Source organism: Trichocoleus sp. DQ-U1 (assembly GCF_039961925.1).
Lineage (GTDB): Bacteria > Cyanobacteriota > Cyanobacteriia > Cyanobacteriales > FACHB-T130 > FACHB-T130.
Genome location: NZ_JAMPKB010000064.1, coordinates 14,152 through 33,443, shown reverse-complemented (window position 1 = coordinate 33,443; position 19,292 = coordinate 14,152). Strand labels below are relative to the sequence as shown.

Sequence of the window (19,292 nt, the reverse complement as noted above, 5' to 3'; positions counted from 1 at the left end):
TCGATTGGGATTGTCGGTTTAGCCTTAAATCTGCGGGCTTACGACTTTGTCTCCCAGGAACTGCGGGCGGCAGAAGATCCCGAGTTTGAAACGTTCTACACCAAGAATATTCTCCTCAATGAGGGCATCCGGGCTTGGATGGCTCCTCAGGATCAACCCCACGAGAACTTTATCTTCCCTGAAGAGGTTCTGCCTCGCGGTAACGCACTGTAATGTCAGGAGTGAAATATTGAGTTAATTTTCTCTAACTCAGCATGGGCGGGGCGATCCCGCTCCTACAGCACTCCTCATTGAACGATACCCCGCCACTCGCGGGGTATTTTTTTTTCAAGCCAGCCCACATCTGCTCTAGCCTGTGCTAATCTAAATGAAGGGAATGAATCCTTAGCGATTTTTCCCCTACTCCTTTTGAGAATTAGACCGTTCAGGCAACAAGGAGGTGATGCCCATGAGTGATAGTAGTAAATTTATGGGTCATCAAATTAGCGTTAACCGGCTGAGCGTCGGAGCTGTTCTCTAAAAGCCGGTTTTAATCCCCTAGTGGGATTAACTAAAGGCTGAAAGAGCTAGGCTGGTATTTGGAGTTCCTTCCGACAGTCTGGTGCTAATTTGAAGACCCGCTAGACCGCCCTCACATTGAGTGTAATGGTGATACCAAAACGCTCCCCGTGGGGGCGGATAGTTTTTTAGGGGCTTTTTTTCAGGAAGGCGATGGCGTAGATACTCAGCGAGCTGGCAATTAACAAAGCATTCATCAGCTATCAAGTTAGCCAGGGAAGCAGTAGAAGAGAAAATGAAAAAAGTTTGGAGAAGCGATCGCCTAGATTAACAAATTAGTTGCTGTTGCTGCATCTCAATAGAAACAAAGCATCATCTACGAGAAATTTTGTACAATAAGGTGACGCTAACACTGACAACAGATGATAGCGATGGGTTGACAACAAAAGACTTTGATAGGGCGCAAGTCATTTTTAAAGAGTGACTTAGGTCATCCGAAAAATAACACGAAAAATCTCAATAAGCGCTCTAGCAATCATTTCAGGCGCTGGTGAGGTGGTGGCAGCGCCCAATCTGTGTTACGATGACTTGAAAAATCAAGAAGGATTGTCACTCTTTCTGAAAGATCTTTCTGAAAAAGTGTGGGTGAGGAAAAGAGGAAAGATGGCTAAATTAATGTGGAAATCTCTGCTAGTAAGTCCAGCAGTTTTGGGAGCGGCACTCGTGCTTTCTTCAGCTGCGATCGCAACTGAAAAGCCCGTAACATCTGAAGTAATTCAGCCCCAAACGACTGAGGCAAACCTACCGAAAGTTCAGTCAGTGGCTTTGGTTACTGCACCCCAAGCCCCGGAAGCTAACTCAGCCCCCGTGTTTTCAGCAACCGCTAAATCAGCCGAAGCGCTGAGTGCAGTTGAAGTGGAAACGCCAGAACAGTTAGCAGTAGCGCCGATTCAAGATGCAGCAACCGCCAACTCGGCAGAAGCGCTAAAGGTAGAGAAGCTCGATAGCACGTCTGTACCTGTAGTGCCAGCAGTAGAGACGCCAAAACAGTTGGCAGCAACGCCCATCCAGGACGCAGCAACCGCCAATTCAGCCGAAGCTCTAGGCGTAGACAACAGCGTGTCGGTTCCGATGGCAGCACCGACGAACACCAAGCTGGCTCAAAGCGCCCCAGCAGGAAATACAGTTGACAACAACAGCGTTTTAGAACAAATCAATCGCTACAGTCGGGAAGGAAATAATTCCCAAAGCCAAGTCACAAACGTCTCCCAACTGTCAGACGTGGAACCAACAGACTGGGCATACGAAGCGCTGCGAAGCCTAGTAGAGCGCTATGGCTGTATAGCAGGATATCCGGATGGCACCTATCGGGGCAACCGGGCAATGAGCCGTTATGAATTTGCGGCGGGTTTGAACGCTTGTTTGCTGCAAATCGAGAAATTAATTGCCGCGTCTACAGCAGATTTTGTTACCAAAGAAGATTTAGCCACACTTCAGCGGCTGATCGATGAATTTGGGGCAGAACTGGCAACCCTCCGCACGCGGGTAGATAACCTGGAAGGACGGGTGACGTTCCTAGAAAACCATCAGTTCTCGACAACCACCAAACTGGTGGGTGAAGCGATCTTCGCTGTCACTGATGGATTTGGGGATAACGACGACAACACGAATCTCATTTTCGGCGACAGAGTCCGTTTAGACTTGCAAACCAGCTTTACAGGTCGAGATAAGTTGCACACCCGTTTGGCAGCAGGGAACCTCGCAGCTTTCGGCTTTGGTACCCCTATCGGCGATAGAGATGGTGATGGTATTGATGATGCTCCAATTGCAACAGCGGAGGGAACCCAGACTTTTAACCTCGGCTTCGGCGACGAAAATAACAATAACATTGGCTTAGACTGGCTGGCGTATGAGTTCCCATTTGGCTCTTCCCAAGTTTACATATCAGCCACTGGAGGACGCCATTCCGACTACACCCCTGTTTTGAATCCTTACTTCTATAACGGAGTGAGTGACAGCGGTAACGGCTCGCTCTCAACCTTTGCTCAGTACAGCCCCATTTATCGCATCGGGGGCGGTGCTGGTGCTGGTCTGAGACTGGGTGTAGGTAGAGCGCCGATTCTCGGTCCAACTTCATTAACTGTGGGCTACTTAGCAGATAATGATTCCGCGAATAACCCCGGTAGCGATTTTGGTCTGTTCAACGGCGACTATTCGGCGTTGGCGCAGCTTAACTTTACTGTCAGCGATCGCTTCGGCTTGGCTGCAACCTACGTCCACGGCTACCATAACACTGGCAACCCGATATTCGATATCGGTCGCGGAGAAGGTGTGGTCGGTAATGCCTTGGCTAATAATCCAGGGGACGTCGGAGACTTTTTAACTGGGGGTCTTCTTGCTGCGTCTCCCGTGGTAAGTAACTCCTACGGATTACAAGGTGCTTTCCGATTGGGTGACAGAGTTTCACTCAGTGGCTTTGTCTCTTATAGCGACGTCAGAGTGATTGGTGACGGGGATGGTGAAATCTGGAGTTACGGACTAGGGCTAGCCTTCCCTGACCTAGGTAAGCGGGGCAACGTTTTGGGTATCTTCGCAGGTGCCCAACCCTATCTTGCAAATCTGGAACTTGAGGGTAACAGGGTACGAAATTTGGATGATCGAGGTTACCACATTGAAGCTTTCTACAAGTACCAGCTGACGGAAAACATCTCAGTGACTCCCGGCGTCGTCTGGCTGACGGGTACCAACCAACGGGAGGGCGACGACTCCTATATCGGTACTCTCAGAACTACGTTCAGCTTCTAGTAACACAGAATTTAGGTGGTTGGGTTAATCCAGTTTGCCCAATATTGTGAAATGAAATCAGTAAAGCCTCGCTCAATGCGGGGCTTTTTTGTATGATTTATTACCTAATGACATTTCTAGCCTGTGGTAGGATGACAGGAAAAATTAAGAAGGATGTAAATCTTTCTTAAGTAAGGTGTGTGTGAGGAAAAGAGGAAAGATGGCTAAATTTATCTGGAGATCGCTGGTATTCAGCCCAGCAGTTTTGGGGGCAGCATTGGTGGTTTCATCGGCAGCGATCGCTGCACAAACGCCTGCTGCTAAAGAAGTGATTCAGCCCCAAACGGTAGAGGCACTACCAGAATTGCAGCCAGTAGCGCTCGCTACTGCGCCAGAAACCCCAACAATCAGCTCAATCCCTGTATTTTCAGCTACCGCTGAGAAGTCAGAGTTAGAGCAGAAAGTTGTTGCGACGGAAGCGCCAGAACAGTTGGCAGTCGCACCCAGCCAGGAGCCAGCAACCGCCGACTCAGTTCAAGCACTAGGGGTAGAAACGATTGAAGGCACATCTTTGCCTGTCATGCCAGCTGCCGACTCAAAGCTGGCTCAAACAGCTCCAGCAGGGAATACGGTTGGCAACAATAGCGTTTTAGAACAAATCAATCGCTACAGCCAGGAAGGAAATAATTCTCAAAGCCAAGTCACAAACGTCTCCCAACTGTCGGACGTGGAACCAACCGACTGGGCATACGAAGCGCTGCGAAGCCTGGTAGAGCGCTATGGCTGTATAGCAGGATATCCGGATGGCACCTATCGGGGCAACCGGGCAATGAGCCGTTATGAATTTGCGGCGGGTTTGAACGCTTGTTTGCTGCAAATCGAGAAATTGATTGCCGCTTCCACAGCAGATTTTGTCACCAAAGAAGATTTAGCCACACTTCAGCGGCTAATTGATGAATTTGGGGCAGAACTGGCAACCCTCCGGACGCGGGTAGATAACCTGGAAGGACGGGTGACGTTCCTAGAAAACCATCAGTTCTCGACAACCACCAAACTGGTGGGTGAAGCGATCTTCGCCATCACGGACGAGTTTAGCGATCGCGAGGACACCAATACCATTTTTGGCGATCGCGTTCGTTTAGACTTCCAAACCAGCTTCACGGGTCGAGATGTTTTGCACACCCGTCTTGCGGCTGGTAACACTACACCTTTTCAACCTAATGGTTCATTCGAGGGCAACCAGACCTTTGACCTTAATCCCGGTAACAACAACGATATCGCTTTAGATTGGCTGGCGTATGAGTTTCCCTTTGGAGCTTCCAAAGTCTACATTGCCGCTGCGGGAGGAATTCATGCCGACTACGCTCCCGTCCTCAACCCTTACTTTTATGACGGAGACGGAGGTACCGCCGCACTTTCGTCATTTGCTCAGCAGAGTCCTATTTATCGAATCGGTGGCGGTGCCGGTATCGGGATCAGGCTCGGTGTAGGTACAGCACCGATTCTCGGTCCTACTTCCTTGAGCCTGGGTTACTTGGCAGATAATGGCAATAATCCTGGCTCATTTACCAGACCTGATGGCGGAACCAGTGATTTTGGTCTATTCAACGGAGACTATTCGGCGTTGGCGCAACTGAATTTTACAGTTAGCGATCGCTTGGGCTTAGCTGCCACCTACGTCCACGGCTACCATAACGCGGGTGACGGGATTTTCGACCTTGGTGGAAGTCCGCGATCGGCTGGCGGTAGGCCGGTAACAGGTACTCTCGGAGCTAACGATCCAACTCTTGCAACTGGAACAGGCGCTCGGTTTCCATTAGTACTGGCTAGGGATACCGCACTGATCACTAACTCCTATGGTCTTGAGGCTGCCTTACGACTGAGCGACAGATTCTCCCTGAGCGGCTTCGTTGGTAAGACTGATATTAGCGCGGTTGAAAATAGTACCAGAGGCGAGGTCTGGTACTACGGATTAGGTGTGGCTTTCCCCGATTTGGGTAAGCGGGGGAATATCCTGGGAATTTTTGCAGGTGTAGAACCCTACTTGGCAGGTCTTGAAGTTCAAGGCAGCCCAGTCGGGATTAAGAACGATCTCTCTTATCACCTCGAAGGATTCTACAAGTACCAGCTGACGGATAACATCTCCGTGACTCCCGGCATTATCTGGATTACTGCTCCCAACCAAAACAACGATAACGAAGATGCCGTTATTGGCACGCTCAGAACAACGTTCAGCTTCTAGGGAGACGGAAGTAGTAGCCCGCACATTGCTAGGACAGGTGGTAATGGGTAAGGGGTGATTACTCCCTCTGTCCCTCTTCTCCCTTGATCCCCTGCTCCCAGCTTTTGTGTCGTAAATTTTGCGAACCCGGTTATGCCCCGTATTAGCGGGGCTTTTTTATTGGCGAATGCTTAAACCGGCAAACTCCGGTGGAGAACCGGGGTATACTGGAATAGACGATCCCTCACACTCGATCTCAAGCTTGTGGAACTTTCCTGTAAAACAGAATATGCGCTGTTGGCTCTGTTAGAGCTAGCGTGTCACTACAACGACAACGAACCGTTACAAATTCGGCAGATTGCGGCTCAACAAAATATCCCCGATCGATATTTAGAACAGCTGCTGGCGACATTGAGGCGTGGCGGTTTAGTGCGTAGCCAACGTGGAGCAAAGGGAGGCTATTTGCTGTCGCGGGAACCTTGGAAAATTACGCTCTTAGAAGTTGTGAGTTGCCTGGAAGGATTGGATGCCAAACCTTCTGAGAACAACAACACTTCCAAAACGGTAGAAAGTGCCGTGGTAGAGGAAATCTGGCAGGAAGTGCATCAAACAGCTAATTCGGTCTTACAAGGATACACGCTTCAAGATTTAGCAGAAAAACGGGATTCTAGGCGTCAGCTAGACATCATGTATTACATTTAAAAATTAAAAATTGAAAACTAAAAATTTAAAAAGAAGCATACTTCTTTTAATTTTTAATTTTGCACTTTTTAATGATTGATGTTGACTTCTGACTCCTCATAACCAAGAAAAAAACTAAAATCTATGCGGATTGCTCAAAACATTACAGAATTAATCGGTCGGACGCCTTTAGTACAGTTGAACAGCATTCCCCAAGAGGAAGGCTGTTTGGCTCGGATCGTGGTGAAATTGGAGGGTATGAACCCAGCTGCCTCGGTCAAAGACCGCATTGGGGTGAGTATGATTAATGCGGCAGAAGAGCAGGGGTTGATCCACCCAGGCAAAACAATCTTAGTGGAACCGACTTCTGGAAATACTGGTATTGCTCTAGCGATGGCAGCAGCAGCCAGGGGCTATCGGCTGATCTTGACAATGCCAGACACGATGAGTACAGAACGACGGGCGATGCTGCGGGCTTATGGAGCAGAACTGGAACTGACCCCTGGCATTGAGGGGATGAGCCGCTGCATTCGTAGGGCGCAAGAAATTGTTGACAGCACGCCTAATGCTTATATGCTGCAACAGTTTAGCAATCCAGCCAACGTGCAGATTCACCGGGAAACCACTGCTGAGGAAATCTGGGAGGATACAGACGGACAGGTGGATATCCTGGTCGCTGGAGTGGGCACTGGCGGCACACTTACGGGTGTGGCAGAGGTGATTAAACCACGGAAACCGGGTTTTAAAGCGATCGCCGTCGAACCCATCAGTAGCTCAGTGTTGTCCGGCGGACGCCCTGGCCCCCACAAAATTCAGGGCATCGGTGCTGGGTTTATTCCCCAAGTGCTGAAAGTTGAGCTGATTGATGAGGTAATCGCAGTGACAGATGATGATGCGATCGCCTACGGTCGTCGTCTTGCTCGTGAAGAAGGACTGCTTTCCGGCATTTCCACGGGTGCTGCCCTCTATGCTGCCATCAAGGTCGCTCAGCGCCCCGAAAATGAGGGACGATTGATTGTCATGGTTCAGCCCAGCTTTGGAGAACGCTACTTAAGTACACCCCTGTTCCAAGATCCAGAACCGCGAGTGCCAGCTGTGCTGGGTTGACGCTACAGTAACTGTTAGTGGTCATTAGTTAAAAGCTCATGAGCTATGAGTCATTAGTCATACCTCTACCTACTAATGACTCATGCCTCTGACAGAAAGCTATTTCCATGACAGATTCCACTCACTACGACACCCTTGATATTAGTCCCGCAGCGACTCCGGTACAGATCAAGCAAGCTTACCGGCGTCTAGTGAAGCTGTTTCATCCAGATGGTAATCGCGAAACAGCGAACCACGAGCAAATTGTCCGGATTAATGCTGCTTACGAAATACTAGGCGACCCTCAACAGCGGCAGTCTTATGACCAGATGCTGCTCAAAGATCGCCTGAGACACGAACAATCTGTTAACAATCATCCGTCGCGACGAGCCGAATCATCAGCGACATATACTTCGGCGCGATCGCAGCGATACCAGCAAGCCGATGCTTCGGCGCGATCGCAGCGGCAACAGCAAGCCGACACCGAAAACCGATACTACGCGCATCGACAACAGCAAGCCAACGCTGAAAACCGATACTACGCGCATCGACAGACAGCAATAGATGCCGACGAACAACTGGAGCAATGGCTTCAGAAAGTCTATGTGCCGGTCAATCGCTTGATCTGTCGCATTCTCAATCCTCTGGCAGACCAACTAGACCAACTTTCAGCCGATCCTTTTGATGATGAACTGATGGAACAATTTCAGGCTTACCTGAAAGAGTGTCGTAACTATCTCAAACAAGCTCAGCTGGCTTTTCGGTCTTTGCCTAATCCAGCCAATGTTGCTGGCGCAGCAGTTCACCTTTACTACTGCCTCAATCAAGTAGCAGATGGCATTGAAGAGTTAGAACTTTTTACGCTCAACTATGATGAAGGCTACCTGCACACAGGTCAAGAACTTTTTAGAATTGCCACTGGTTTACGCTGCGAAGCGCAATACGCAGTCAAAGACATTGCTTAACCATTAAAAATTAAAAACTAGCTTTTTTTCTCGTTACCAGTAGGGGCTTTTTCTGTCACGTCCCCTACTGTGGTAACGGGGCTTAGATGAAAGTAAAGCCTCCCCAGTGATCAAAACAAAAATAAAAATTTAAGAATTTCTCAATTTTTATTTTTTAGTTGTTTCTCTGGGATTCCAACGCATTACATCTGTCCAAGGAGCTTTTTTAACTGTAAAGTCACAAGACAAAATGTGAGTAACGGAATTGCCCGTCTCACTCGTAGACCTAAATAAATGCAGCACCAGCGTTAGAGAAAAGTGCAGCGTACTCTCAGGACTAGAGAGTTTTTTGAGCTTGGATGGATCAAAAAGGGACGCTGAGATTTTCAAAACATCGGTTTGCAAGTCGCGCTGGAGAACGTCTTCAACAGTTATTTTTTCTTTAAGAATTTTTCCAGACCCAATGAAGCTATAAACTTGACGCTGGGAGAGATCCAGAATCATGCTGGGCGTCAGGCGAATCACTCGCCGCGATCGCCCGTCGAAATCTGTCAGCGAACTGCGATCCCAGTCTACGTCAATTGAATGCTCCGCAGATTTATTGTCAATCTGGATCGATAGTTCGCGCAGTCGATCTAGTTGGTATCGCTTTTCCAGCTTAAATTGGATATCGACGCGATCTCTTAGATTTTGTGCTTCCAGTTGTCCATTTAAGGATTCTCGATCGAGATGGACTATCACTTGATTTCTATCTACCGATTTAAAAACTCGGTATAAAATGTAGGTGACACAGATGATGTAGACAGTCAAGATGAATAAATTGCGGTCATCCAAAATTAGTAATTAGTGATTGGTAATTGTTAATTGGGGAAAGTTTTTAATTACAAAGTTTATTTTTAGAAATAAAAAACTTACTTATTTGTACTTTAGAATTAAGTAATTAAAAACAAAAATTTTTGTCTCCCATTAATTTTTAGCAAAAAATTACAGGCTATAAGAAAAGTAATTTATGAACATGATGCTAGTCATCCTTAACTGTGGAAAAATTATCAAACCAGCCGCGCCGCCAGAAAAAGTAAATTAAACCAGATGCGATCGCTATCATTAATGCCCAGCAAAGCGGATAGCCCAAATACCAGTTTAGTTCCGGCATATTGAATGGAGATTTTTCTGTATTAAAGTTCATGCCGTAGATTCCAGCAACAAAAGTGAGGGGAATAAAAATACTGGAAATTACAGTCAAAAGCTTCATAACTTCATTCATTCTGTTACCAACCGAGGACATATAAACATCCATTAACCCAGAGGATAGTTCTCGATATGTTTCCACCATGTCCATTACTTGAACCGCATGATCGTAACAGTCTCTTAGATAAATTCGGACTTCTTCACAAATAAGAGGACTCCCATCTCGAATTAAGGAATTTATGGCATCTCGCTGGGGCCAAATAGCGCGACGGAGTGCCAACAATTCGCGCCTAACTTGATAGATTTTGTCTAGAGTTTTACGTGTAGGATTGGCGATAACTTCTTCCTCTAAGTCTTCAATTCGCTCACCATAAACTTCCAGCACCGGAAAAAAGCCATCAATAATTGAATCCAACAGTGCGTAGGCTAAATAATCGGCACCGCGCTTGCGGATAGTGCCCTTATTGTGACGAATGCGATCGCGCACGGGTGTAAAACAATCCCGCAGTGGTTCCTCCTGCACAGTGAGCAAATAATGTTTCCCCAAAATTAAACTCACTTGTTCGCTGTAGAAGCCAGTGCCTTTTTCTTTAGGCATCACCATCCGGCTAATAAGCACCAGATGGTCTCCCTGATCATCCACTTTGGGTCGCTGGGGTACATTTACCACATCTTCCAAAACCAATGGATGTAAATGAAAAACCTGTCCCAATTCTCGCAAAATTTCTTCATCTCCTAAGCCCAACACATCCACCCAAGAAACCGACTCGGTATCCAAATAGCTAGCGCACGCTGCTGGGGTCTCAAGTGGCATGCAGATGCGGTTTGCCTCGTTGTAGTCAATTAAGATAATTTTGGGTGGCGGAGAATTTTTATTAATAAAAATTGTTCCTGGTAGACTACCGGGTTTATCGTAAAAGTCTTCAAACAAAGAATTATCATCGTCTTCGTCTACATTGTATTGTGTAACTACTTCCGCAGGCTGGGGGCGTCTTTGTGTCATTTGCATTTACTCCTACTCAGTATTTATTTTAGAATTTTATCTATTCTTTATTCAGCAAAATTCTCTTTTAATTAATTCAATTTCTTCCTGAAAACTATTAGCATAATTCCACCCAAAATATCCTGCAAATTTGCGATCTTCATTAGTATCGAATATATAAACATGGTGTATATTGGCAAAATTAACATACATTTGTATACTACCGCTACCATCTCTAAAATTTAGATGCAGTAATTTTTTATCAAAGATATAGTTTACTGGAGTTAAAACATTTTTAACTTCAGGTATTTTTTTTAAGCGAGATATAACATCATACATAATATTTTTACCAGATAAAATATTATCAGTAATTAAATTAGCTGTTTTAGAACAATTCATATACCAGTGATGAGCATCAACAACTCCTAAAGCTAAGGCTGCATCCACTTGACCGACAGTATAGGCAGTATTTTCCGCCAGGTTAGCATGATCTAAAATATACTCATCTTGTAAAAATATGTTATCAGACGAATTAATGTTAAAGCTTGTCCGAAGCGGATAGGCAATAATATCAGAGGAATGAATTATATTAATCCATCTCAAACCTTGGTTTTTATAATTCTTAGCAAAACATTTAACTTTATTAGGATTAATACCTAACATGGTGTTAAAGAATAAAATAGGAGAACCCATTGTGGTAATACTCCTTAGGTAAACTTGTCTTTTGGAGGTAGAATCACCTAGTCCTTTAATCATTGTACGAATATGAAACGCCGCATCATCAGAATCAAATCTATCGGAAAACAAACTATCCCATAGGATGACGCTTCCCAAGGAATGGGCAACAATATGAAGGTCAGTTTCTTCAGGGTTACGTCTTATAAAGTCCTCTAGTTGATCTGCAATCAGTTCTCTAATTTTTACGCCCCGTTCTTGATTAAGGTAGGTGAAAGCATCTCCAACGAATTCAGATAGAAAGCCTTGTCTAAAGTGTTGATACCTCAAAATGGTTTGAATATCTAAATTTGGAGATTCCTTTTTAACTTCCTGTAAATCTTGATGAATCCAGTTCCACATCCTCCCAACATCATTTAAAACATCGCCCCAAAAACTATAATAAAAGTGAGGGAGTAATTCACCTCTTTTGGTAAACTCTTCTGTAATAAAACCTTTCAATTTATCTCCATATTTAACATCCCGTGTAGCAACCCCGTGAAGAAAAAAGACTAGCATTGTTAAAGTTAATCCTCTAGCTGAAAGAAAAATATCTAAGGAACTACCTTCATATAAGATTCCCGATGATTTACCTAAAGTAACAGTCTTTACTGAAAATTTTCCTAAAATGCTGATTAAACAGAAGTTTGAGGAATTATCCCAGTTAAGTAGGTTTGAACCCTATAATTTTTCAATACTGTAACACTCTTACAATGAGCGATCGCTACAAAAAAGCAGCTTGCCGTTTGAGACAAGCTGCTTTTCTTTCAGTCCACAAAGGTGGGCTTTGTTTTTGTCGCTTCAGGTTTCAACCTGTGGGCGCTGGGGACGCGAACAATGGACTACATCATGCCCATGCCGCCCATGCCACCCATGCCGCCCATGCCACCCATGCCGCCCATGCCGCCCATGCCGCCCATGCCGCCCATATCGGGGGCACCAGCCGCTTTCTTCTCAGGCTTCTCGACAACCAGGGCTTCAGTGGTCAACACCATCCCGGCAATCGAACCGGCATTTTGCAACGCCGAACGTACAACTTTCGCAGGGTCGATAATCCCAGCGGCGATCAGGTCTTCAAATGTGTCGGTAGCCGCGTTGTAACCGATATTCAAATCAGTCTCGCGCACCTTCTCGACAATGACAGAGCCTTCGACACCGGCATTATCTGCCATCTGACGCAGGGGAGCTTCTAGAGATCTGCCCACAATGTCAGCACCGACTTTTTCTTCGGCGTCCAGACTATTTTTAATGTCAGCAACTTTCTTGCTCAGGTAAATCAGCGTCGCGCCACCGCCAGGAACGATACCTTCTTCCACAGCAGCTTTGGTCGCGTTGAGGGCGTCTTCAATCCGCAGCTTGCGGTCTTTGAGTTCGGTTTCGGTCGCCGCACCCACTTTGATGACGGCGACACCACCGGCAAGCTTAGCAATTCGCTCTTGCAGCTTTTCTTTGTCGTAGTCAGAATCCGTTTCTTCTAGCTGCTTGCGAATTTGGGCAATCCGCTTTTGCACATCTGCCGTCTTGGCATCACCAGCGACGATGGTGGTGTTTTCTTTATCAATGGTGATTTTCTGAGCGGTTCCCAGCATCTCCAGGGAGACGGTATCTAGGCTCAAACCAACTTCTTCTGAGATTAGCTGACCGCCAGTGAGAACGGCGATATCTTGCAGCATCGCTTTGCGGCGTTCGCCAAATCCAGGCGCTTTGATGGCGGCTACATTCAGTACGCCCCGCGCTTTATTTACCACCAAAGTTGCCAAAGCTTCTCCTTCGATGTCTTCGGCAATAATCAGCAAAGCTTGACCGGAACGGGCAACTTTTTCCAAGACGGGAATCAAATCCTGGATAGAGTTGATTTTTTTATCCGTCATCAAAATCCGGACGTTTTCATATTCCACCACCATCCGTTCGGAATCGGTGATGAAGTAGGGAGAAATGTAGCCGCGATCCAGCTGCATCCCCTCGACGACATCCAGTTCCGTTGCCATCGATTTAGATTCTTCAACGGTGATCACGCCGTCTTTGGTGACTTTATCCATCGCTTCGGCAATCATTTTGCCGACTTCTTCATCGTTACCAGCGGAGACGGTTGCCACTTGCGCGATCGCGCTACCTTCCACTGGTTTCGCGATCGCTACAATTTCCTCCACTAAGAAGGCGATCGTTTTTTCGATTCCCCGCCGCAAACTCACTGGATTTGCCCCAGCCGCTACGTTCTTCAAGCCCTCACGAATCATCGCTTGAGCCAGAACCGTCGCTGTCGTCGTGCCATCACCCGCAATATCTTTCGTCTTGGATGCCACTTCCTGAATCAGTCGAGCGCCTGTATTTTCCAGGGGGTCTTCTAATTCAATTTCCTTGGCAACGGTGATACCATCGTTCACAATTTGGGGTGCGCCAAACTTCTTCTCTAGAAGGACATTCCGCCCTTTCGGCCCCAGCGTAATGCGAACGGCGTCTGCCAGGACGTTCACGCCCCGCTCTAGTGCCCGCCGCGATTCGTCATTAAATGCAACGATTTTTGCCATGTTTTAGGTTTTCAGAGCGCTTCCATTAGTCAATTTAGCACTCACTGGCACAGAGTGCTAATCCGAGAGGATGAGAGTCCTCACCTCGACTGATATGGGGGAGGCACATAATAAACAGCTAGAGCGATCGCACGCACTTTTGAGTTACTTTTTGTAACGAAATTGCCGAATTCTCGATAACTAGAGCGGATTGGATTGAATGCGTTTATCATCCACTTTTTGATGCTCTGTCCTTGACAAAGGAAATAATTTATGCGTTCACCAAAAAAAAGAGCGGTAGGGCTGCAACCTTGCTGCGATAGACTTCATCCCATTTGTTGTATCGTTCCTCCTCATATGCTGAAGGAGGTTCTCCAGAATGGCAACCCTGAGCAGCGGGCATGGGCTTTTCAAACCTTAACCGTGTCAGAACAGTTTCGCGGACGGCGCTTGACAGTGGGAAATATCTCGTTCGCAGCATCAGCGGGAGAGAAGCGTCGTACCATCTTTGATGCTAAAAATGGCAACGATCTACCAGGCACCTTGGTGCGTAGTGAAGGCGATCCTCCCAGCGAAGATGCCGCGATCAACGAAGCCTACGACGGATCGGGTGCAACTTATGACTTGTACGAGCAGGTGTTCGAGCGGAATTCCATCGACAATCGAGGGCTGCGTTTGGACTCGACGGTTCATTTTGGCGTGAAGTATGACAACGCTTTTTGGAACGGCGACCAAATGGTCTACGGTGATGGGGATGGAGAGATTTTTGAACGCTTCACCAAGGCGATTGATGTGATTGGTCACGAGCTAACCCACGGCGTCACCCAATATGAAGCCAATCTAATCTATTACGGCGAATCCGGCGCACTGAATGAATCTTTTTCCGATGTCTTTGGTTCTCTGGTAAAACAGCGGGTTCTCAATCAGACCGCCGAGGAAGCTGACTGGATTATCGGGGAAGGTTTGTTTACCGCCAATGTTAAGGGCGTTGGGATTCGCTCAATGAAGGCACCGGGGACAGCATACGACGACCCAGTGCTAGGCAAAGACCCCCAGCCTGCGACTTATAAAGACCGCTACAAAGGGCTGGAAGATAACGGAGGCGTGCATATTAACTCAGGGATTGCCAACCGTGCCTTTTATTTAGCAGCAGTGGAAATTGGCGGCTACGCTTGGGAAAAGGCTGGGAAAATCTGGTATATCGCTTTACGCGATCGCCTGCGCTCTAGAGCGAATTTTAAACGGGCTGCGAATACTCTCATTACAGTCGCTGGAGAACTCTACGGCGAAGGCTCCAAGGAGCAGAATGCAGTCCGCAAAGGTTGGCAAGAAGTGGGAGTGATTTAAATTAAAAATTGAAGAGGCATTCTTCATTTTTAATTTTTAATTTCTGCGTGCGGCTGCCATCAGCCATTCCAGCAGCGGTCTTAAGTTTCCAGGTACGGCGGATTCACTCACTAAAACAGTATGTTGCTGAGTGTTTTCTTCCACCGTTAGCTTGTACTGAAAGCGGTCGGGTTGGGGAGTGTTGGAAGCGATCGCGGCAGGCAAATCAAAGAAATCAGCTGCGTCAATCAGGAGGCGCAGCTGATTTGCTTCATTTGCAGGCAGAGTCGTAATGTCAAAAACTTTTGTCAGGCGCATCCCAGCAAAGCCGCCAGTCCGTTCAAAAGAAATTCGCATAGTTTCCCTCGCAGGGAGCAAGACTAACTCCATAGTAAGCAGTGATGGATGTTATTCTTCGTCTGCCTCTCTCTTTCCCACTCCGACCGCGAGGAGAGCGTCACTACGCTCACAGTCCTCTGCCGCTATGGTCGCTATGCCATCACCATACCGCCGTCCACATTGAGCGTTTGACCCGTGATATAGGCGGCAGCCGGATCGGCGGCTAGGAATCGAACTAAACCAGCAACCTCCTCTGGTTGACCGTAACGACCGAGGGGGATGAATTTTAAGATTTCCTCTGATTTGATATTGCTCGTCATATCGGTGGCGATAAATCCAGGGGCAACAGCATTGACTGTAATGCCGCGAGTGGCGAGTTCTTTGGCGACGGTTTTCGTAAACCCAATCACTCCCGCTTTGGCAGCGCTGTAGTTTGCCTGACCGGGGTTGCCCATCTGACCGGCAACGGATGAAATATTAATAATGCGCCCGGAGCGTTGCTTCAGCATCACCTTACTGATGGCTCGCGTACACAAAAAGACGCCAGTGAGGTTAAGGTCAATCACGGCTTGCCAATCTTCCGGCTTCATCCGCAACAACAGGGTATCGCGGGTAATTCCAGCATTATTCACCAAGACATCAACGCGCTTCCACTTCTCCATCACGGTGTTCAGGAGGGCGTCTACTTGATCGGCTTTGGATACGTCTGCTTGGAGGGCGATCGCACTACCGCCTGCTGCGGTAATTTCACTCACGACTTCTTCGGCTGCTCCACTAGAACTGGCATAGTTAATCGCTACACTGGCTCCCTCAGATGCCAATTCTAGGGCGATCGCTCGACCAATTCCTCGTGAAGCGCCGGTAACGATGGCAACCTGTCCGCGCAATCTTTGCTGGCTCTCTGGCAATGCTTCCATCAATAAATTCCTCTCGATCCGTTATGAACGCGGTTATTTAACTGCGCTAACGATCTTAGGTCGATTCGTACCTCGGACTGAACGAATCAATACGCCAAAAGATTACGATTGTCGTGAAAGAGCAGAAAACACTTTGATCGCATGGCAACTAAAAAGCAGTTCAACAATTTCCAAGAGTTACTGTCTGGGTCTGAAAAGCCAGTGTTGGTGGATTTTTACGCGACTTGGTGCGGTCCTTGTCAGATGATGGTCCCGATTCTGGAGCAGGTAAGCGCCCAGATGAACGAACGGTTACAGGTTGTAAAAATTGATACGGATAAATATCCAAACTTGGCGAGCCAATATCAAATTCACGCCCTACCAACGTTGGTTTTATTTAAAAATAGTCAGGTAGTTGAGCGCATTGAGGGTGTGCTGACAGCCCCACAACTTATCCAGCGCCTAGAAGCGTTGGTTTAAGGCTACATCGGCAGTATCTGGGTGTAACCAATAGCTCTCTTTGGCGAAAGCATCCACAGCTGCTGACGATCGCAGACGCAGATATTTACGGGAACTCCTATCTTGCCGCCTTCTGAGTCAGCTGCCAAGCCAGCCCGGAACTTGACTTCCGGGCTAATCTCTCAACTTAGTGCGGATCTCGGAAAGCTGGGATAAGTGCTGCGAGGGGAGGCTGCATTTCACCACCGAGATGCCAAACCGAAATTCATTTCTGGAGAGCAGTTGGTAATCTACAAAGCTCAAGAAAGCGAACCCTTAAATCAGTTGCCAATAGTCATTAGTTTGTTGCTAATGACTATTGGCAAATGACTAAAGACCCATTACCACTTACGGATGTTTAGCCCATCAAAAGGGAATCGGATGAGCGATCGCTATCATACGGAAGGCTTTCTCAGCTTCAACACAAGTTGCCTAGTCTTGAGAAGTGCCTGGAGCAACGCTTGATTCTGGAGAACTATTGGGAGGAGCCACCACAACCCCTTTATCCCCACGTTGCTCGCGTTTTTTTCGATCTGCTTTTAGCATATCTTCCATAGCCAGCTGCATTTGAGCCATTTTCTCCAAATTGCTGCGATACAGCTCTAGGTCTTTGAGTAATTTATCTTCTGGCAGGTTTAAGGCATTACAGATTTGCTTGAGCGCCTCAATCCGCTGCTTTTCGTCTTTTACCAAATCGGAATCTGCTACTTCCAGCAGCGTAAATAAACCAATCGCGAACAAACGGCTGTACTTAAACGGAGAATTGTTAGCGATCGCCTGCACAGCAGCGTGCAAGTCATCAGCGCCGTGACTAGGAGCCGTTGGGTTTAACCAGGCAACGATATCCTTCCCACCCAGACGCATGGCTAATTCTTCCAGCCGCTGGGCATCCTGCTTGTACTGTTGCGGCTCGTTCTCGACTGCTCGACAGAGGGCTTCAAAAATCGGTTCTTTATCTCGTTCTGGTCGATAGCCTTGCATGAAGCGGTTAAAGGATGTCACCACGCCCAATGCATAAATGGGGTCGTAGCGAAAGTCCACATTGACCGAAAGCAAGTGCATTTCCACCATCAACTCTTCTACCACCCGCCGGTAGATGGAGTTAATGGGGCGGGTGTGTAGGGTATAGAAAGTTCTTTTGGTGTCTGATACAGTGCGGACGTTATTCACCGGAAAATTTTAAGTTTGAGGGCGATGTAAACTCATTGTCACAGCTTTTGGACACCTTTGCCAAGGCAATGTCTTGTAGAGACTCTCGGCGATACAATGCCGGGGATCGCAGAAATTATTCATTGGTAATTGGGAAAAGGGTCTTAGAAGTTAGAGATACGCCTTCCTTATCCTAAATTCCGATTGCTGATTACCCATTATCGATTAGCCATTCCCAATGACTTTTTCTCCTGAACTAACGCTCCTGGCTCAATATATAGCTGGAGAATTTGAGAATTCAGAACAAGCGACAAGAGAACCCGCTTGGTACGTAAACCTCCGCCTTTGGCTGCGACCCGTACCGCTGTTTGCAGAAGATAGCCTCACCCTGTTTGCAGAGCAAGCGAACATCCTGCAACTGGATCGTCCCTATCGTCCTCGGATTCTGCGCCTGAGCCACAGCGACACCTCTCAAGCCTCGCTGATGGTGCAATACTATATGCTGAAAGATCCCGATCGGGTCAGAGGTGCCGGTCAAAATCCAGCCTTGCTGAAGACGCTTATACCAGAACAGATGGAACTTCTCCCCGGCTGTACCCTCGCCGTCACTCAGCAACCCTTAGCTGAAAATACCTATAACTTTTCTACCGCACCCGCGACTGATGCCCCCTGCTGTTTTACCTATCAAGGAGAAACTTACCAGGTTTCTCTAGGGTTTGAGGCGCGGCATCAAGAATTTAGAAGCTATGACAAGGGAATTGACCCCCAAACAGGCAGAGCCATCTGGGGGGCACTGCTTGGCCCCTATATTTTCACTAAGCGCGAAGATTTTTCCGCTGAGCTAGCAATTTGAAATCTTTTGTCCTTAGTTAAGGACGATTGACTGCATAACTCATGAATAATTTAGCTGACCATGCTGCGAGGCACTCCTTCAAGAGCCTCTTCCTCGGTTTCAAAAATTTCAAACACCGAATCCATCATGGTGACTTCAAAAACGAGTTTTGCCTCTGGATGGACGTTACATATGCGGAAACTGCCTTTTACTTTGTCAGCATCTCGCATTCCTGCCACCAAGGATGTTAGACCAGAGCTGTCAATAAAATTAACTTGACCGAGATTCACAACTACGTGGCGACTGAGTTTGGAAATACATTCCTGCAACTTCAGACGAAACTGCCATGCGGTTGTAATATCCAGGCGTCCAGTGGGGGCTAAGACGATGACTGTCGTCCCGTCTTGAGTCGTATGTGTTCTCTGATCGATATGAATCACCAAGACCTCCTTGCTCCGGAAGCTCCGTCTATATTTAATATCTAGATAGGAGCCGCATTTTACTACGATTGCTCCCATGATTTGAGCTTTCAGTAGTCTAACTCTAACTTAGAGATTAGAGCTACCAAAAATTCAGCTCGCCTAATCTTAAAGCAAAGCTTGAAAAAAATTACATTAAATTCGGCTTCTAGCAGACTGGATTGGCGC

The 19,292-nt window shown here is 47.2% G+C and carries 17 protein-coding genes; 9 read left to right on the top strand and 8 right to left on the bottom strand.

Annotated elements, in window-relative coordinates; genetic code table 11:
• The 6 genes from NDI34_RS21620 to NDI34_RS21595 all read left to right on the top strand — a co-directional run.
• On the top strand, nucleotides 1-213 hold a 213-nt coding region (locus NDI34_RS21620; protein WP_348233786.1), incomplete at its 5' end, for a photosystem II protein D2.
• Between the two features lie 948 nt (nucleotides 214-1,161).
• The gene (locus tag NDI34_RS21615; RefSeq protein WP_348233785.1) at nucleotides 1,162-3,303 is read left to right on the top strand and encodes an iron uptake porin; all 2,142 of its coding nucleotides are present in this window, start codon (nucleotides 1,162-1,164) and stop codon (nucleotides 3,301-3,303) included.
• 199 nt (nucleotides 3,304-3,502) lie between these two features.
• The gene (locus tag NDI34_RS21610) at nucleotides 3,503-5,524 is read left to right on the top strand and encodes an iron uptake porin (protein ID WP_348233784.1); all 2,022 of its coding nucleotides are present in this window, start codon (nucleotides 3,503-3,505) and stop codon (nucleotides 5,522-5,524) included.
• Between the two features lie 243 nt (nucleotides 5,525-5,767).
• Complete coding sequence (locus NDI34_RS21605; RefSeq protein WP_190411711.1) at nucleotides 5,768-6,205, top strand: Rrf2 family transcriptional regulator; 438 nt, start codon at nucleotides 5,768-5,770, stop codon at nucleotides 6,203-6,205.
• A 123-nt stretch (nucleotides 6,206-6,328) separates the two neighbouring features.
• The gene (gene cysK / locus NDI34_RS21600; RefSeq protein WP_348233783.1) at nucleotides 6,329-7,291 is read left to right on the top strand and encodes a cysteine synthase A; all 963 of its coding nucleotides are present in this window, start codon (nucleotides 6,329-6,331) and stop codon (nucleotides 7,289-7,291) included.
• 107 nt (nucleotides 7,292-7,398) lie between these two features.
• Nucleotides 7,399-8,235: a J domain-containing protein gene (locus NDI34_RS21595; RefSeq protein ID WP_190411709.1), complete on the top strand. Its 837-nt coding sequence runs from the start codon at nucleotides 7,399-7,401 to the stop codon at nucleotides 8,233-8,235.
• Between the two features lie 147 nt (nucleotides 8,236-8,382).
• Here the strand turns inward: NDI34_RS21595 and NDI34_RS21590 are convergent, their stop codons facing one another.
• From NDI34_RS21590 to groL, 4 genes are all read right to left on the bottom strand, one after another.
• Complete coding sequence (locus tag NDI34_RS21590) at nucleotides 8,383-9,024, bottom strand: hypothetical protein (protein ID WP_348233782.1); 642 nt, start codon at nucleotides 9,022-9,024, stop codon at nucleotides 8,383-8,385.
• 211 nt (nucleotides 9,025-9,235) lie between these two features.
• Nucleotides 9,236-10,405 (bottom strand): magnesium/cobalt transporter CorA, encoded by a 1,170-nt coding sequence (corA, locus tag NDI34_RS21585; protein WP_190432336.1) that lies wholly within the window; start codon nucleotides 10,403-10,405, stop codon nucleotides 9,236-9,238.
• Between the two features lie 51 nt (nucleotides 10,406-10,456).
• Nucleotides 10,457-11,617 (bottom strand): hypothetical protein, encoded by a 1,161-nt coding sequence (locus tag NDI34_RS21580; RefSeq protein WP_190536767.1) that lies wholly within the window; start codon nucleotides 11,615-11,617, stop codon nucleotides 10,457-10,459.
• Nucleotides 11,618-11,940: 323 nt separating this feature from the next.
• Nucleotides 11,941-13,626, bottom strand: coding sequence for a chaperonin GroEL (gene groL, locus NDI34_RS21575; RefSeq protein ID WP_190411706.1), 1,686 nt, complete (start codon nucleotides 13,624-13,626; stop codon nucleotides 11,941-11,943).
• A gap of 252 nt (nucleotides 13,627-13,878) precedes the next feature.
• On the opposite strand from groL, the gene NDI34_RS21570 reads away from it, so the two are divergent.
• Entirely contained in the window at nucleotides 13,879-14,952 is a 1,074-nt protein-coding gene (locus NDI34_RS21570; RefSeq protein ID WP_199299430.1) for a M4 family metallopeptidase, read from the top strand.
• A 36-nt stretch (nucleotides 14,953-14,988) separates the two neighbouring features.
• Here NDI34_RS21570 and NDI34_RS21565 read toward each other — a convergent pair whose 3' ends face one another.
• Both NDI34_RS21565 and fabG read right to left on the bottom strand, forming a co-directional pair.
• Nucleotides 14,989-15,288, bottom strand: coding sequence for a protealysin inhibitor emfourin (locus tag NDI34_RS21565; RefSeq protein WP_190679333.1), 300 nt, complete (start codon nucleotides 15,286-15,288; stop codon nucleotides 14,989-14,991).
• Between the two features lie 134 nt (nucleotides 15,289-15,422).
• On the bottom strand, nucleotides 15,423-16,187 hold the full coding sequence (fabG, locus tag NDI34_RS21560) for a 3-oxoacyl-[acyl-carrier-protein] reductase (protein WP_190411704.1): 765 nt from the start codon (nucleotides 16,185-16,187) through the stop codon (nucleotides 15,423-15,425).
• Between the two features lie 141 nt (nucleotides 16,188-16,328).
• Between fabG and trxA the strand changes: the two genes are divergently transcribed.
• Nucleotides 16,329-16,646 carry a thioredoxin gene (gene trxA, locus NDI34_RS21555; RefSeq protein ID WP_190411703.1) on the top strand — a complete coding sequence of 106 codons (318 nt, stop codon included), beginning with the start codon at nucleotides 16,329-16,331 and terminating at the stop codon, nucleotides 16,644-16,646.
• Between the two features lie 450 nt (nucleotides 16,647-17,096).
• On the opposite strand, the gene psb29 is transcribed toward trxA, so the two are convergent.
• Nucleotides 17,097-17,834, bottom strand: a complete 738-nt coding sequence (gene psb29, locus NDI34_RS21550; RefSeq protein ID WP_190425383.1) for a photosystem II biogenesis protein Psp29 — start codon at nucleotides 17,832-17,834, stop codon at nucleotides 17,097-17,099.
• Between the two features lie 217 nt (nucleotides 17,835-18,051).
• Here psb29 and NDI34_RS21545 point away from each other — a divergent pair, with 217 nt between their 5' ends.
• Nucleotides 18,052-18,666, top strand: coding sequence for a chromophore lyase CpcT/CpeT (locus NDI34_RS21545; RefSeq protein ID WP_348233781.1), 615 nt, complete (start codon nucleotides 18,052-18,054; stop codon nucleotides 18,664-18,666).
• A 50-nt stretch (nucleotides 18,667-18,716) separates the two neighbouring features.
• Here NDI34_RS21545 and NDI34_RS21540 read toward each other — a convergent pair whose 3' ends face one another.
• Nucleotides 18,717-19,085, bottom strand: coding sequence for an STAS domain-containing protein (locus tag NDI34_RS21540; RefSeq protein WP_190411700.1), 369 nt, complete (start codon nucleotides 19,083-19,085; stop codon nucleotides 18,717-18,719).
• Nucleotides 19,086-19,292: the final 207 nt, after the last annotated feature.

Bases quoted from the DNA above. Each gene is read 5' to 3' on its own strand.
- NDI34_RS21610 (WP_348233784.1), top strand. From the start codon at position 3,503: ATGGCTAAATTTATCTGGAGATCGCTGGTATTCAGCCCAGCAGTTTTG.
- NDI34_RS21615 (WP_348233785.1), top strand. From the start codon at position 1,162: ATGGCTAAATTAATGTGGAAATCTCTGCTAGTAAGTCCAGCAGTTTTG.
- NDI34_RS21570 (WP_199299430.1), top strand. From the start codon at position 13,879: ATGCGTTCACCAAAAAAAAGAGCGGTAGGGCTGCAACCTTGCTGCGAT.
- NDI34_RS21580 (WP_190536767.1), bottom strand. From the start codon at position 11,617: ATGCTAGTCTTTTTTCTTCACGGGGTTGCTACACGGGATGTTAAATAT.
- groL (WP_190411706.1), bottom strand. From the start codon at position 13,626: ATGGCAAAAATCGTTGCATTTAATGACGAATCGCGGCGGGCACTAGAG.
- trxA (WP_190411703.1), top strand. From the start codon at position 16,329: ATGGCAACTAAAAAGCAGTTCAACAATTTCCAAGAGTTACTGTCTGGG.
- cysK (WP_348233783.1), top strand. From the start codon at position 6,329: ATGCGGATTGCTCAAAACATTACAGAATTAATCGGTCGGACGCCTTTA.
- NDI34_RS21595 (WP_190411709.1), top strand. From the start codon at position 7,399: ATGACAGATTCCACTCACTACGACACCCTTGATATTAGTCCCGCAGCG.
- fabG (WP_190411704.1), bottom strand. From the start codon at position 16,187: ATGGAAGCATTGCCAGAGAGCCAGCAAAGATTGCGCGGACAGGTTGCC.
- NDI34_RS21565 (WP_190679333.1), bottom strand. From the start codon at position 15,288: ATGCGAATTTCTTTTGAACGGACTGGCGGCTTTGCTGGGATGCGCCTG.
- corA (WP_190432336.1), bottom strand. From the start codon at position 10,405: ATGACACAAAGACGCCCCCAGCCTGCGGAAGTAGTTACACAATACAAT.
- NDI34_RS21545 (WP_348233781.1), top strand. From the start codon at position 18,052: ATGACTTTTTCTCCTGAACTAACGCTCCTGGCTCAATATATAGCTGGA.